The 14,747-nt window shown below is 70.4% G+C and carries 14 protein-coding genes; 3 read left to right on the forward strand and 11 right to left on the reverse strand.

The features are described from left to right. Positions 1-4 precede the first annotated feature (4 nt). Complete coding sequence (locus tag ACFSOX_RS14105; RefSeq protein ID WP_378478448.1) at positions 5-760, reverse strand: ABC transporter ATP-binding protein; 756 nt, start codon at positions 758-760, stop codon at positions 5-7. 133 nt (positions 761-893) lie between these two features. Beyond that, positions 894-1,940: an ABC transporter substrate-binding protein gene (locus ACFSOX_RS14110; RefSeq protein ID WP_378478449.1), complete on the reverse strand. Its 1,047-nt coding sequence runs from the start codon at positions 1,938-1,940 to the stop codon at positions 894-896. A gap of 194 nt (positions 1,941-2,134) precedes the next feature. On the opposite strand from ACFSOX_RS14110, the gene ACFSOX_RS14115 reads away from it, so the two are divergent. Beyond that, positions 2,135-3,193, forward strand: a complete 1,059-nt coding sequence (locus ACFSOX_RS14115; RefSeq protein WP_378478450.1) for a zinc-binding dehydrogenase — start codon at positions 2,135-2,137, stop codon at positions 3,191-3,193. A gap of 32 nt (positions 3,194-3,225) precedes the next feature. Next, positions 3,226-4,617, forward strand: a complete 1,392-nt coding sequence (locus ACFSOX_RS14120; RefSeq protein WP_378478451.1) for an acetate--CoA ligase family protein — start codon at positions 3,226-3,228, stop codon at positions 4,615-4,617. Positions 4,618-4,643: 26 nt separating this feature from the next. Here ACFSOX_RS14120 and ACFSOX_RS14125 read toward each other — a convergent pair whose 3' ends face one another. The 3 genes from ACFSOX_RS14125 to ACFSOX_RS14135 are packed head-to-tail and all read right to left on the reverse strand — an operon-like array spanning position 4,644 to position 8,320. Next, entirely contained in the window at positions 4,644-5,873 is a 1,230-nt protein-coding gene (locus tag ACFSOX_RS14125) for a M20 family metallopeptidase (RefSeq protein ID WP_378478452.1), read from the reverse strand. A 12-nt stretch (positions 5,874-5,885) separates the two neighbouring features. Continuing rightward, positions 5,886-7,487, reverse strand: a complete 1,602-nt coding sequence (gene ggt, locus ACFSOX_RS14130) for a gamma-glutamyltransferase (RefSeq protein WP_378478453.1) — start codon at positions 7,485-7,487, stop codon at positions 5,886-5,888. A gap of 11 nt (positions 7,488-7,498) precedes the next feature. Then, positions 7,499-8,320 (reverse strand): putative hydro-lyase, encoded by an 822-nt coding sequence (locus tag ACFSOX_RS14135; protein ID WP_378478454.1) that lies wholly within the window; start codon positions 8,318-8,320, stop codon positions 7,499-7,501. Between the two features lie 245 nt (positions 8,321-8,565). Here ACFSOX_RS14135 and ACFSOX_RS14140 point away from each other — a divergent pair, with 245 nt between their 5' ends. After that, on the forward strand, positions 8,566-8,745 hold the full coding sequence (locus ACFSOX_RS14140; protein ID WP_378478455.1) for a hypothetical protein: 180 nt from the start codon (positions 8,566-8,568) through the stop codon (positions 8,743-8,745). A 59-nt stretch (positions 8,746-8,804) separates the two neighbouring features. On the opposite strand, the gene ACFSOX_RS14145 is transcribed toward ACFSOX_RS14140, so the two are convergent. The 6 genes from ACFSOX_RS14145 to ACFSOX_RS14170 form a co-directional block, all read right to left on the reverse strand. Beyond that, the gene (locus ACFSOX_RS14145; RefSeq protein ID WP_378478456.1) at positions 8,805-9,500 is read right to left on the reverse strand and encodes a GntR family transcriptional regulator; all 696 of its coding nucleotides are present in this window, start codon (positions 9,498-9,500) and stop codon (positions 8,805-8,807) included. Next, entirely contained in the window at positions 9,497-10,279 is a 783-nt protein-coding gene (locus ACFSOX_RS14150; RefSeq protein WP_378478457.1) for a GNAT family N-acetyltransferase, read from the reverse strand. Before ACFSOX_RS14150 ends, ACFSOX_RS14145 begins: the two co-directional genes overlap by 4 nt. 33 nt (positions 10,280-10,312) lie before the next feature. Further along, positions 10,313-11,569, reverse strand: coding sequence for a M20 family metallo-hydrolase (locus ACFSOX_RS14155; RefSeq protein WP_378478458.1), 1,257 nt, complete (start codon positions 11,567-11,569; stop codon positions 10,313-10,315). Between the two features lie 40 nt (positions 11,570-11,609). Then, positions 11,610-12,491, reverse strand: a complete 882-nt coding sequence (locus ACFSOX_RS14160; protein WP_378478459.1) for an alpha/beta fold hydrolase — start codon at positions 12,489-12,491, stop codon at positions 11,610-11,612. A gap of 199 nt (positions 12,492-12,690) precedes the next feature. After that, on the reverse strand, positions 12,691-13,821 hold the full coding sequence (locus ACFSOX_RS14165; protein ID WP_378478460.1) for a pyridoxal phosphate-dependent aminotransferase: 1,131 nt from the start codon (positions 13,819-13,821) through the stop codon (positions 12,691-12,693). Between the two features lie 49 nt (positions 13,822-13,870). Next, positions 13,871-14,653: an SDR family oxidoreductase gene (locus ACFSOX_RS14170; protein ID WP_378478461.1), complete on the reverse strand. Its 783-nt coding sequence runs from the start codon at positions 14,651-14,653 to the stop codon at positions 13,871-13,873. Positions 14,654-14,747 lie beyond the last annotated feature (94 nt).

Below are 14,747 nucleotides of genomic sequence, written 5' to 3' on the forward strand. Positions count from 1 at the left end.
CTCCTCAGGCGCGGCGGATCAGGGCGCGGATCTCGTCGGAATGCGCCTTGAACGCCGGGGTGAACTGCAGGTCCAGGGTGCGGGGCCGCGGCAGGTCGATCTCGATCACCTTCTCGATGCGGCCCGGCCGCGGCGACATCGCCACGACCCGGTCGGCGAGCAGGATCGCCTCGGGGATGTTGTGGGTGACGAACACCACGGTCTTGCGGTGGCGCTCCCAGATGCGCAGCAACTCGAAGCCGAGATCCTCGCGCGTCATCGCGTCGAGCGCCGCGAACGGCTCGTCCATCAGCAGCACCGAGGGATCGTGGACGAGGCCGCGGCAGATCGCGGCGCGCTGCTGCATGCCGCCCGACAGCTCGCCCGGCGCGCGGTTCTCGAATCCGCCGAGCCCGACCAGCGCGAGGAGCTCGACGGCCCGCGCCCGCGCGGCGGTCATGTCGAGGCCGATGATCTCTGCCGGCAACAGCACGTTGTCGAGCACGCTGCGCCACGGCATCAGCACCGGTTGCTGAAACACGATTCCGATGTCGCGCGACGGCCTGTCGAGCAGGGTTCCGCCGAGCAGGATCTTTCCGCGCGACGGCTTGATCAGGGCCGTGATCAGCTTGAGCAGGGTCGACTTGCCGCAGCCCGAGGGTCCGACGAGCGCGATGAACTCGTTCTCACGGATGTCGAGATCGACCTTCTGGAGCGCCGTGGTGCGGCCGTTGCGGGTCGCATAGGTCTTGTAGACGTCGAAGATCTGGATCTTGGTCATGGCGCCCGTCGCCGTCTCGGGAGTGGCGGCCGGCGGCCCGCCCGCAGGCGGAACGGCCGCGGACGGAACGGCCGGCCTGCGGCGATCGTCACCGCAGGCCGCGGGATCGGCGAGACCGAGGCTCATCGCCGCGTCACTTGCCGACCATGTCGGTCACCGCGATGTCCTGCACGGTCACGGGCGACTTGAGCTTGAAGGCGTCCGAGACGATGTCGATCGTCTTCTGGACGCGCGCCGGGTTGACGGCACCGAGGGGCTCGCCGGGCACCTGGGCGAGCGCCGCCACGGCGGCCGTCTCGGCGGTGGCGACGTCGACGTCGACCTGGCGGTGATACTTGTTCATGATCGCGCCGGCCGCGGCCGGATCGGCGATCGCGTCCTTCAGGCCGCGCATCGTGGCGGCGACGAAGCGCTTGACCAGATCCGGATTGGTCCTGATCGTCTCGTCCGTCGCGATGATGCCGTTCGAGTAGTAGTCGAGGCCGACGTCTCCGTAGGCGAGGCGCACCAGCTCCTTGCCGCCGGCCGCCTTCTTGAGCAGCGCCTCGCCGACCGTGAACTGGCCGATGCCCTCGGCGCGGCCGAGATTGAGCATCCCGGGCAACGCGTCGCTCGCCGCGACGATCCAGCTCACCTTGGCGGGATCGATCCCGGCGGCTTTGGCGTAGGCGTCGAACATCTTCGGCATGGCGCTGAACGCCGTGTCGGCGACCCGCTTGCCCTCCAGATCCTTCGGCTTGGCGATGCCGGACTCCTTCAGCACGTAGATGGCGTGCGGCGGCTTGGCGTAGACCATGGCCACCAACTTGACCGGGATCTGATCGTTGCCGCGCCCGAGAATGACGGCGGCCGCGTCGGCGAAGCCGAGCTGTGCGGTCTTCGCGGCCACCTGCTTGACGGCGTCGGCGGAGCCCTGCCCGCGCACGATCTCCACGTCGAGCCCGGCGTCCTTGTAGTAGCCCTTGTCGAGCGCGACGAAGTAGTAGGCGTGACGGCCGTTGAAGCCGAAGTCGGTCACGAACGTCACCTTGTCGGCAGCCTCGGCGGCACCGCCGGCGAGGGCCACGGCGGCGACCACGGTCGCGACCGCGCCGAGCGCGGCCCGGCGGGTCCAGGATGCGATCGCGGTCCGCGTCGAAGCCGATGTCTCGATCTGCATCCACGTCTGCTCGTTCTGCATCTGTCGCCTTCCTTGGGCTCGATGATGACAGGGAAGCCGTCCGCGCGGCGCGTTGATTTCCGGTATAAGTCGGTATACAAAATCAGACCCATCGACGGCAAGCACCCGGCCCGCTTCAAATATGCGCAGGGCTGCCGAAATTTCAGACACGGCGGCGCCGCCCGGCGGCGGCGCGCCGCAGGACAGAGACGGACATGATCCCGCAGACCATGAAGGCCGCGATCTACGAGCAGTACGGCGATCCCGACGTGCTGCGTTACGCCGACTTTCCGGTGCCGACGCTCGCCCGCGGCGAGGCTCTGGTGAAGGTCCACGCGGTGGCCCTCAACGGCTACGACCTGATGGCGCGGGCCGGCCGCTACAAGCCCAACAAGGGGCGCTTCCCGCACATCCTCGGCGGCGACTTCGGCGGCGAGCTCGTCGCCCTCGACGCCGAGGCGAAGACCGACCTGCCGCTCGGCACCCGGGTGACCAGCTGGTGGGTGCTGCCCTGCGGCTACTGCGACCAGTGCACCAGCGGTCATCCGAACCGCTGTTCGCGCGACTATCGATACCTCGGCGCGCACGCGCACGGCGCCTATGCCCAGTATGTCAAGCTGCCCGCCCATCACCTGATCCCGCTGCCGCCGAACGTGACGTTCGAGGATGCAGCCGCCTTCCCCAACGCCTTCGGCACCGCCTGGCACATGGTGGTGAAGCGCGCGAACGTGCGGCCGGGCGAGACCGTGCTGGTGAACTCCGCCTCCTCGGGCGTCAGCATGGCGGCCATCCAGATCTGCAAGCTGATCGGCGCCCGCGTGATCACCACGTCGAGCAGCGACTGGAAGCTCGACCGCGCCAAGGCGCTCGGGGCCGACGACCTCGTCAACTACAACACGGTCGATTTCGTCGACGAGGTGCTCAGGCTGACGAACAAGCGCGGCGTCGACTGCGTGGTCGAGCACGTCGGTGGCGACTTCCTGGGGAAGTCGCTGCGCTGCCTCACCCGCGGGGGTCGCGTCGTCACGGCCGGCGGCACCAAGTCCTACGACTGCACTGTGCAGGTCAATTTCATTTTCCACAAGGAGCTGTCGATCATCGGTTCGAACAGCGCAACCAAGCACGATCTCGAAGCGATGATGCCGATGCTCGACGACGGGCGACTGAAGACCGTGATCGACCGCATCTTCCCGCTGTCGCAGGCGGCCGAGGCGCACCGCTATCTCGAGGCGGCCAAGCAGTTCGGCAAGGTGCTCCTGAAGGTCGAGCACTGAGCCGGCGCACCGCCCGAGGAGACCGAACCGTCATGCGCGACATCCGTCCGCTCGTCGCCCCGCGCTCGATCGCCGTGATCGGCGCCTCGACCAACGCCCAGAAGTCCGGCGGCGTCCTGTTCCACAACCTGGTGCGCGGCGGCTTCGCCGGCCCGCTCTACCCGATCAACCCAAACGCCGCCGAGGTGATGGGTCGCAAGGCCTATGCGAGCCTCGCCGACGTGCCCGAGCACGTCGATCTCGTCTACATCGTGCTGCCGCGCGACCATGTCGAGACCGCCGTGACGCAGTGCATCGCGGCGGGCGCCCGCGCCGCCTCGATCATCACGGCCGGCTTCGCCGAGGCGAGCGAGGCGGGCCGCGTCGACCAGGAGCGCATCCGGGCGATGGCGCGCGGCGCCGGCCTGCTGCTCGGCGGGCCGAACACCATCGGCATGGTCAATGCCGAATGCGGCATGATGGGGAGCTTCGTGAACTTCCCGCGTTGGGAGACGGGCGGCGTCTCGCTGTTCACCCAGACCGGCATCTTCACCGGTGCCCTGATGCTCGGCGTGATGAGCGCCGAGACGCAGCGCCTGCCGGTCGGCAAGAGCATCGACGTCGGCAACAAGATCGACGTCGACGAGCTCGACTTCCTCGACTTCGTCGCCGACGATCCGGGCACGTCCGTGATCGGCTTCTACATCGAGACGATCCTTCGCCCGGCTGCCTTCCTGGCGCGCGCGAAGCAGATCCGAGGGAGCAAGCCGATCGTGATGCTCAAGCCGGGCCGCACCGCCGACGGCGCCCGCGCCTCGCTCGCGCACACCGGCTCGCGCGAGAGCCTGACGGACAGCGAGCGCGACGCGCTCGACGCCGCGATCGCGGAGGCCGGCATCATCCGGGTCGCCGACGAGCACGAGTTCGTCGACACGCTGCGCACCCTCGCCTATGCACCGCGACCGAAGGGCCGGCGCGTCGCGGTGGCGACCACCAGCGGGGCGCTCGGGGTGATGACGACCGACCTCGTCGTCGAGGCCGGGCTGACACTGTCGACCTTCGCGCCCGCGACGGTCGCGCGCATGCGCACCATCCTGCCCGACTGGCTGCCGCCCGAGAATCCGTTCGATTTCTGGATCGGCATCGACGTGAAGGGCCCGCGCGAGGCGCACGAGGTCGGGCTCGACGCCGTGATGGCGGATCCGAACACCGACATGGTACTCGCCACGCTGCTCGCCCCGGGCAATGCCGACTTCCCGGAGTTCGGCGCGCTGATCCGGCGGCTGCGCAAGGAGCACGACAAGCCGATCGTGCTGGCGATCTACGGCGGTGCGGCGCGGGAGCGGTGGATCCGCGACATCGAGGGCGCCGGTGTGCCGGTGCTGCGCACCTCGCGCGAGGCCGCCCGCGCGCTCGCCCTCCTCGCCGCGGCCGCGGCGGTCTGACCGCAGCGGCGGTCCGACCTTCGCGGTCAGACCGCCGCCGGCGCCCGCTGTCGGGCGAGCAACGCGAGCGCCGTGCGGGCATAGACCTTGGCGCAGTCGACGACGTCCTGCTCGAAGGCGAAGTCGTCGACGCCGGCCGAGAGCGTCGGCTGCGGGCCGTAGCAGATCGCCGGCACGCCGAGCGCTCGCCAGCGCCGCGCGTCGCTGCCCGGCAGCCGCACGACGAAGCGCGGCGCCCTTCCCCGCACGGCGGTCGCGGCCGCCACGGCGGCGAGCGTGAGCGGATCGTCGAGCGCCGTCCAGTTGGCGTCCCACGCCTTGACGGCCGTGACCGTGACGTCGGGATCGCCCTCGGCCGCCTCGCGCACCCGCGCCTCGATCTCGTGCGCCGTGACGCCCGGCGGCAGCCGCACGTCGATCTCGGCCCGCGCCGTGGTGGCGATCAGGCTGCGCACGCCACCGGCCGCGACCGTGCCGGCGCTGAGCGAGACGCGCAGGCCGGCATTGTCCGGGCCGCCCGTGACGGCGCCGATCTCCGGCGGAACGGTGGCGTAGAGGCTGTTGATCGGATCGATGCGCGACAGCAGCGCCGCGAGCTTCGCCACCGCGGTCCGCCCGGTGAGGGCTCGCGACGAGTGGCCGCCGTCGCCCCGCACCACGACATCGAGCCACAACAGGCCCTTCTCGGCGACCGCGAGCTCCATCCAGCCCGGCCCCTCGCCGCTGATCAGATAGTCACCGTGCACGTCGGGCCGGGCGGCGAGCAGATGGACGGCGCCGCGCTCGCCGAACATCACCTCGTCGCACACCGCCGTCATGGTGAGGCGGCCGCGGAACCGGTCGCGATGCCGCGCCAGCACCGTGGTGGCGAGACACATGGCCGCCAGCGCGCCCTTCATGTTGCCCATGCCGAGCCCGTAGAGACGGCCGTCGCGGCGCGTCTGCGTCAGGATCGGCACGGTCCAGCGCGTCTCGTCGCCGGCCTGCATGGTGTCCATATGGGCGTTGAACACCACCTGCGGCCCGGTCCCGGCACCATCGACATGCGCCACGATGTTGGGCGCGTCGGGATCGCAGAAGGCGCGCTCGCTCGCCACGCCGCCGGCGTCGAGAACGCGTTCGACGATCGGCGCGACACCGGCCGTGTGGCCGGGCGGGCTCATGCTGGGCGCCGCGACGAGCGCCGCGCACAGGTCGACGAGCGTTTCGCGCGCGGCGTCGATCTCGGCATCGACGATGGTCGGAAGATCGGTCACGAACAATGGTCCTCAGTAGCCCAGCGCCAGCCCGTCGCGGCGCGGATCGGCGCCGCCGCGCAGCACGCCCGCGGCGCGATCGATCCAGATCGCCTGCGCGGTGCCGAGCGGATTTTCCGGTCGCGTCACGGTGTGCCCGAGCGCGCGAAGCGCCTCGGCCACGTGTTCCGGCACCGTGCTCTCGATCTCGAACGTGTCACCGCGCGCGAACATCCGCGGCAGGTCGATCGCCTGCTGCACCGGGAGGCCGTGATCCAGGATGTTGGAGAGCACCTGCACCTGCCCGAACGGCTGGAACTGCGCGCCGGTGACGCCGAACGGCATCACGGCCTCGCCGTCCTTCGACAGCATCGCCGGGATGATGGTGTGCAGCGGCCGCTTGCCGGGCGCCAGCGCGTTCGGATGTCCTTCCTCCAGCACGAAGCCGCAGGCCCGGTTGTGCAGCACGACGCCGGTCTCCGGGCAGACGATGCCGCTGCCGAAATCCTCGTAGATCGAGTTGATCAGCGCGACGGCGTTGCGGTCGCGGTCGACCGCGGCGATGAACACGGTATCGCGATGCACGGGCCCGACCGGCGGCAGCGGATCGACGATGCGACCGGTCGGCGACACGCGCGCGCGCAGCGTCGCCGCATGCGCCTCGGACAGCAACCGCGCGACCGGCACGGCGCCGCTGCGCGGATCGCCGACGATCGCGTCGCGCTCGGCATAGGCCTGACGGCCGATCTCGGCGAGGAGATGATAACGCGCCGTGCTCACCGGATCGAAGCGCGCGAGGTCGAAGCCGTCGAGCACATTCAGCATCATCAGCGGCACCACGCCCTGGCCATTGGGCGGACACTCCCACACGTCGTAGCCGCGGTAGCGGACCGAGATCGGCGTCACCGGCTCGGGCGCGTAACCGGCGAAGTCGTCCGCGGTGTGGACGCCGCCGAGCGCCCGCAGGGTGCGCACCAGCGCGGCCGCGACCGGACCGCGATAGAACGCCTCGGCGCCGTCGCGCGCGATGGCCCGCAAGGTCGCGGCGAGCAGCGGCTGGCGATGAATCGTGCCGGGCCGCGGCGGCGCCCCGTCGACGAGAAAGATCGCGGCGGCGGCCGGGTTGCGGCGGAGCTTCGCGACCTGCCGGCCCCAGTCACGGGCGAGCCGCTCGGGCACCGGACAGCCCGCCTCGGCGACCGCGATCGCCGGCGCGAGCAGGCGGGCGAGATCGAAGCGGCCGTGCTCCCGCACCAGGCGCTCCCAGGCGCCGATCGCCCCCGGGATCGTGACGGCGTGCGGGCTCTCCACCGGGATCTCGCGAAGGCCTTTTGCGAGCAGTGAATCGCGTGTCGCGCCGGCCGGCGCGGAGCCAGACCCGTTGAGGCCGACCGGCGCCGCGTCCCCGGCCCGCATCAGGAGCACGAAGCAGTCGCCGCCGATGCCCGTCTGGGTCGGCTCGACGACGGCCTGCATGGCGGCCGCGCACACCGCGGCGTCGACCGCATTGCCGCCGGCGCGCAGCACGTCGAGCCCGGCGAGCGTCGCGGCCGGGTGCGAGGTCGCGACCATGCCGTCGGCGCCGAGCGCCTCGGAGCGGCCGGGCCGCTCGAAATCGCGAAACCGATGATCCATGGGCGCCGGTCTCACAGCACGGCGAGGCTGGCGTTGCGCAGATCCGTCACCAGCATCGACGACGGCGCGTGCGTGATGCAGAACGGCGGCTTCGCATTGGCGACGGCGAGCTGCGGGGTGAGACCGCACGCCCAGAACAGCGGCAGCTCGCCGGGCTCGACGGTGCCGTCGCCGACGCCACGATACCTCACCGCAAGATCGACGCCGATGGCGGCCGGATCGCCGATATGCACGGGCGCGCCGTGCACGTTCGGAAAGCGCGACGTCACCTGGATGGCCCGGATGGCATCCGCCGGCTTGAACGGCCGCATCGTCACGGCGAGCTTGCCGTGGAAGCGCCCGGCCGGCCTGGTGTCGATGTTCGTCACGTAGACCCCGGCGACCGAGCCGCGCTCCAGGAAACGCAAAGGCAGCCCCGCGTCGACGAGCGCCTCCTCGAAGGAGAACGAGCAGCCGAGCGCGAAGACGACGAGGTCGTCACGCCAATGGTCGGTGATGTCGGTGACCTCCTCGACGAAGGCCCCGTCGCGGAAGACGTGATAGCGCGGCACGTCGGTGCGGATGTCGAGATCGGCGGCGAGCGTCGGCAGGCGCGGATCGCCGGGATCGGAGCGGGCGATCAGCGGGCACGGCGCCGGATTACGTTGGCAGAACAGGAGGAAATCCTCGGCCCAATCCTTCGGCAACATGCACAGATTGGCCTGGACGTGGCCGGGCGCGAGGCCGGCCGTGTAGCCCGTGTAGTCGCCGGCGCGGCAGGCGTGGCGCACCGCGCGGGGGTCGCGGCGATCCCAACGGTACTCGGTCGTCTTCGGCAACGTGATCGTCGTCATGGTCCTGGCCGTTCCGTGTCGCGACCGTCGCGCCGCGCCTTCGTGCGAAATTTGTATACCAAATTATCCCGCGGCGTGGAAAGAGCGCTGTGCCGGCCACGCCCGACGGGTTGAAGCCCCGCCCACGGAGCAACCGGCAGCGGGTGGAGGCTGCCTGCCGCAGATCGAAGGTATCCCGTTCGGAAACCGTTAACCGTCTCGCGCCACCTTGCGGGTCAGGTCCGGTCCCCGAGGATGCCCGACGAGTGCAGACCATGGACGAGCAGAATTCGAAGTTTCACGAGGCCGACGTCGAGTTGCGGGAGCTGATCGACGATCTCAACAAGGTCGTGGGGCGGGTCCAGGTGGCGATCGCGAAAGTGACTCGCAAACCGACCGACGACGACGCCACGGCCGGCCCCGCGGAGACCTCGGCGGCGGCCTAGACGTTCGGTCGCGGGCGGCCTCCCCGGGGCTGCCCCTCGGACCCGAGCCGCGCCCGTCCTCACTCCCACACGGCGACGAAGTCGACGAGGTCGTCGCCGAGGAGGTTGACGTGGTCGCGCATCAGCACGTCGGCGCGGTCGGCGTCGTGGGCCCGGATGGCGGCCAGCACGGCCTCGTGCTCGACCAGCGTCTTGTCGAAGCGGTGCGGCTTGTAGGTGACGCGGCGGCGGAACGGTGCGACGCGGTTGCGCAGCTGGCGCACCTGCTCGGCCAGGAAGCCGTTGCGGGCGGCGTCGTAGATCAGCTCGTGGAACTCCTGGTTCACGGCGTAGAAGCGCTCGACGTCGCTCTCGTGGCCGGCCGCCGTCAGGCGCGCGTGGATCGCCTCGAGGTCGCGCAGCCGCGCCGGCGCGATGCGGCGCGCCGCGAGCCGCGCGCACAGCCCCTCCAGCTCGGCCATCACCTGGAACATCTCGAGCAGCGTCGCGATGCTGATCTTGCGCACGACGACGCCCTGGCGGCTCTTCTGTTCGACCAGCCCGTCGGCGCCGAGCAGCCGGAACGCCTCGCGCACCGGCGTGCGCGAGACGCCGTAGCGCTGGGCGATATCGTTCTCCTCCAGCCGGTCGCCGGGCGCGAGCGTGCCCTTGACGATCGCCTCCTCGAGCTCGCGGCGCAGGATCTCTGTCAGCGTCCGTCCGGCGGCGCGCAGCACCGGGCCGGGCCGCACGAGCGCGCCGCGGCCCGCCGTCACGGTGCGCCCTCCGCCGCGGCGAACCCGCTGGCGTCAGGATGGCGCTCGTCGCTGGGGAAGAGGCGCGCGGTGTCCGCCATCAGCGCACCGAGCGTCGTCCTCTGGCGGCCGTCGGCGTCGAAATTGTCGGGCGCGAGCCACGCCTCGAAGGCCGCCTTGCGGGCCGGCCACTCGGAGGCGAGTATCGAGAACCAGGCGGTGTCGCGCGCCCTGCCTTTCTGGATCATGTGGCGTGGAAAAACGCCCTCGAACGTGAAGCCGAAGCGCAGCGCGGCGCGCCGCGACGGCGCGTTGAGCGTATTGCACTTCCATTCGAAGCGCATATAGCCCAGCGTTTCGAACACCAGCCGGGCGACCAGATAGATCGCCTCGGTGCCGCCGGGCTTTCGCGACAGCGCCGCCGTGTAGAGGATGTTGCCGACCTCGATCACCTTGTGGGCCGGCTTGATGCGCATGAGGGCGAGATGGCCGACGGCGCGCCCCGTGGCGTTGTCGACGATGGCGAGCGTCACCGGCTCGTCGCGGCCGGCGACGCTGTCGAGATACGCATCGAACGCGGCCCGTTCCGGGAACGGTCCGGCATTCAGATAGAGCCACAGCGCCTCGCGGTCCGGCCCCTGCGAGGCGGCGAACACGTCGTCGCCGTGCACCGCCGGATCGAGCGGCACCAACGTGACGAAGCGGCCGGCGAGCCGCGGCCGGCCGGGATGCCGGGCCGCCACGCCGTCGTCGAGCGGACCGACGGGCAGGCCGGCGGCGGGATGGATCACCGGACGCATCGCATCACTCCGGGACTCGCTCGGCGCATCTGATCACTCCGCCACCGACAGCCCGAATGCCGTCTCGGCGAGCACGCGGGCGCCGGCGGCGATGTCGTCTCGCGTCGCGCTCTCGGCCTCGTGGTGGCTCAGGCCGTCCTTGCACGGGATGAAGATCATTCCGGTCGGACCATGATAATGCAGATAGCGCGCGTCATGCCCCGCGCCGGAGGGAATGTCCATCCAGGCGATCCCGAGGTTTTCGGCCGCCGCCCGGATGCAGTCGCGGATCGCCGCGGGGAACGTGAGCGGCGGATCGTGCAGCAGCTCGCGCACCGCGACGGCGCAGCGCCCGGCCGCGGCCTCGCACAGGCCCGGGATGCGGTCGCCGAGATCACGGAGCGTCGCAGTGTCGGGGTGGCGCAGATCGATCGAGAAGACGACGCGGGCCGGCACCACGGAAGGTGCATTCGGCGTCACCTCGAAGCGGCCGATGGTGAAGCGCACCACGTCGGCCGCGTCCCACATCGCGTCTTGCAAGGCCTGCACCATGGCGACGGCGGAGACCAGGGCATCGCGCCGCGCGCTGCGCGGCGACGTGCCAGCGTGGTTCTCCTCGCCCGTCACGGTGACCCGGAAGGTGCGCTTGCCCTGGATGCCAGTGACGACGCCGATGGTGCGCTTCTCCGCCTCCAGGATCGGCCCCTGCTCGATATGCGCCTCGACGAAGGCGGCGACCGGCGTGCCGAGCGGGCGGCGCGGGAGCTGCGACTCGGCCGCCAGCACGGCGGCGAGCGCATCGGTCACGCTGACACCGGCGGCGTCGCGCACCGCGAGGACGTCGGCGAGCTTTCGGGCGCCCGTGAAGGCGGCCGAGCCCATCATGCCGGGGGCGAAGCGCGAGCCCTCTTCGTTCATCCAGGCGACGACGTCGATCGGCCGGCGCGGCCGTGCGCCCGACGCGATGATCGCCTCCACGCTTTCGAGCGCCGCCAGCACCCCGAAGGCGCCGTCGAACTTGCCGCCCGTCGGCTGGCTGTCGATATGCGAGCCGATCATCACGGGCGCGAGGTCGGGCTCGCTTCCGGCGAGCCGCAGGAAGAGATTGCCGGCGTCGTCGTTGGAGGCGACGAGCCCGATCGCCGCGCCCCAGGCGACGAGCGTGCGGCGCGCGTCGATCTCCTCGGCCGACAGCGCCTGGCGATCGACGCCGCCGTTCGCCGTCGCGCCGTGCCGTGCCAGCTCCATGTGCCGGCGCCACAGCCGCTCGGCATCGACATGCGCGGCGATCGTCCCGGGTCGCACCATCATGCTCGCTCCGCCTCGCTCGGCCCGTATCGGCCCGTCCGCGTCAGTCTGTTCGCATGACTTGCGCCGGATTGGCGCGCGGATCACGCGGCAACCATTTGCGCGCCTCGACCATGGCGAAGAACTCGGCCAGCGCCGCGTTGAACGCCGCCGGTTCCTCCAGATTGATGGTGTGGCCGGTCTTGGGGAGGATCAGCAGGCCGCAGGCCGGGATCACCCGCTTCATGTAGAGGGCCGGCTGCAGGCAATGGTCGTCCTCGTCGCCCGAGATCACGAGGCTCGGCACCGGCATGACGCGCAGCCGGTCCTCGAGGTCGTAGAGCGACGGCCGCTGCGCCTGCACGCCGCGCATCGTGTTGGCGGCGCCGGTCTCATCGTGCTGGCCGAGCCAGTCGGCGAACTCGCGCCAGCCGCGCGGATCCTTGTTCTGGAACTGCACCCGCGAAGCGCCGAGCGCGTAGATCTCGGCGAACTGCCTCGATCCCTGCTCGAGGAAATTCTTGGCGACGTTCTCGGAGACGCCCTTGAAGTAGCTCTCGTGCTGCTTCTCGGCGCCGTAACCGGCCCCGGCGATGACCAGCGAGAGCGCCTTGTCGGCGTGGTCGAGACCGAAATGCACCGTGGCGAAGCCCCCCATCGACAGGCCGACGATGTGCGCCTTGCCCATCCCGAGGCCCGTGATCACGTCGGCGATGTCGGCGGTGGCGCGCGCCTGCGAGTAGGCCTCGACGTTCACGGGCACGTCGGAGGGTGGATAGCCGCGCGCCGCGAAGGTGACGCAGCGGTAGCGGCGGGCGAAGAACCGCATCTGCGGCTCCCAGCTCCGATGGTCGCCGCCGAACTCGTGCACGAACACGATCGGCGTGCCGCTGCCCGCCTCCTCGTAATAGAGCTTCACGCCGTCGCTGGCCGTGACGTATCCCATCGTCCTCTCCTTCCGCCGTTCGAGACTCAGCTCGAAAGCGCCCCTTGGTCACTCCGCCCGAGCCCCGTCATCCTGAGGAGCTCGCGAAGCGAGCCTCGAAGGATAAACGGCCCCGGCACCCCGGCCGTCGCCCTTCGAGGCCCGGCTTCGCCGGGACACCTCAGGGTGGCGGAGCAATTCAGAGCCATCCAAGCAAGGCTCAGAACAGCGCCGGCGTCTCGTTCATGCCGCGCGCCTCCTCGACCGCCTCGGGGAGCGCGGCGCAGAATTCGTCGACCCATTCGGCCGGTACGCTGACGCTCACCTTGATGAAGCGATCGCCGAACGTCTTGGTGTGATAACCGCCGTGGCGGATCTGGATGTTGCGCTTGCCCATGGCGACGCACACGGCCTCCGGCCGCAGCCCCGCTTGGTCCACCTCGATCACGAGAAAGTTGCCGTTGGACGGGAACACCGGCAGATGCAGGCCGCATCGCTGCGCGACGCCGCGCACCCGCGCCTGGCTGTCGCGTTGCGCCGCCAGCACGGCCGGGAACCACTCGTGCTTCACCTTCAGCCCGGCGATGGCGCCGCGCTGCGCCAGGATGCTGGAGCCGAGATTGTTGGGCGGCGCCGCCGCGAGCTTTTCGGCGACATCCGGATGCGTCACCAGCGCACCCATCCGCAGCCCGGCGAAGCCGAGCCACTTCGAGAAGCTCCACGTCGTGATGGTGCGCTCGGGATAGAGCTGCGCGGCGAGATGATGCTGGAACGCGAAGTCCCGGTACGTGCAGTCGTGGATCAGATAGGCACCGACCGAGCGGGCGATGTCGACGATCGCGGCGATCTCCTCGGCCGTGCAGCAGCAGCCGATCGGATTGTTCGGATCGACGATGTAGATCACCGTCGTGCGCGACGTGACGACCCGGCGTAGGCGCTCCGGGTCGAGCCTATAGCCGTGCTCGGGGCCGTAGATCGGGATCTGGATCACGTCGGCGCCGGCCGCGCGGGCGAACGCCATCGGCCATGCCCAGGTCGGATCCGTGGTGACGAACTGGTCGCCCGGCCCGCACAGCGTGCGGCAGACGTGATAGAGCCCCTCGACGGCGCCGTCGGTGATCAGCGCCGAGAGGCCGTCGAGCCCGAGGTCGCGCGCGACGAGATCGCGCAGCTCCTCGAGACCGGCCGGCGGCGCATAGGCGTGATAGTTTTCACCCTCGATGCAGTCGATGAGCGCCTGGCGCACCGCCGGGTGCGAGGGATAGTGGTTGGTGTTCTGGCCCATCCAGCGCAGGCCGGGCGTGCTCATCAACCGGTCGAAATGCCGGTTGCGGATCTCGAAGTCCTTCATCGACGCTGCTCCGGCCGAATTGTTTCGAAGGATGCGATCGGACGCGCGCCTAGATGATCGAGCGGCGCGACGCGATGCCGCCGTCGATGGTGACGATCGTGCCGGTGATGTAGGCGGCGCGCGGCGAGGCGAGGAAGACGATCAGGTCGGCGACCTCCTCGGGCGTCGCCGGGCGCTTGCCCGGATACTTGTCGTTGAGCTCCTGCCAGCGGCTGTCGTCGCCGTACCATTCGGTGGCGCGGCGCTTCATCAGCTTGATCATGCGGTCGGTCGCGACCGGTCCGGGATTGACGCCGACCACCCGCACGCCGTGATCGAGGCTGACGCCGCCGAGCGCCCGGGTGAACGCCATCAGCGAGGCGTTGCCGGAGGCGCCGGCGATGTAGTTGGCGTCCCAGTTCTCGCCCGAGTTGCCGATGTCGTTGACGATGACGCCGGCGCCGCGCGCCGTCATGCGTGGATAGATCAGGCGGGTGAGGTCGATGTAGCCGTAGACCTTGAGGTTCCAGCCGCGCCGCCACGCGGCCGCGTCGACCGCGAGGAGATCGCCGGAGGGGATGTCGCCGGCGTTGTTGACCAGGATGTCGACGTCGCCGCACGCCGCCGCGAGTTCTTCGATCGCCGCCGTGTCGGAAAGGTCCGCCGGATGGATCGCGACCTCGACGCCGTACTCCTTCACGATACGGTCGCGGTTGGCCTCGAGCTGCTCGGCCGAGCGAGCCGACAGATGCAGCGAGCATCCCTCCGCCGCGAAGGCGAGCGCCGACGACAGCCCGATCCCCTTCGACGCGCCCGTGATCAGGACGCTCTTCCCCTTCAGGTGCAAGTCCATTTTCTTCTCCGTTGACGTCTCCTCGGCGCCGGGCCGAGCCGCCCCGCCCGCTCCGCGATCGGCGCGGGCGAGCCTTGGGCGTCGTTTGGATGTC

It is taken from the genome of Rhodoplanes azumiensis (assembly GCF_042682915.1).
Taxonomy (GTDB): domain Bacteria; phylum Pseudomonadota; class Alphaproteobacteria; order Rhizobiales; family Xanthobacteraceae; genus Rhodoplanes; species Rhodoplanes azumiensis.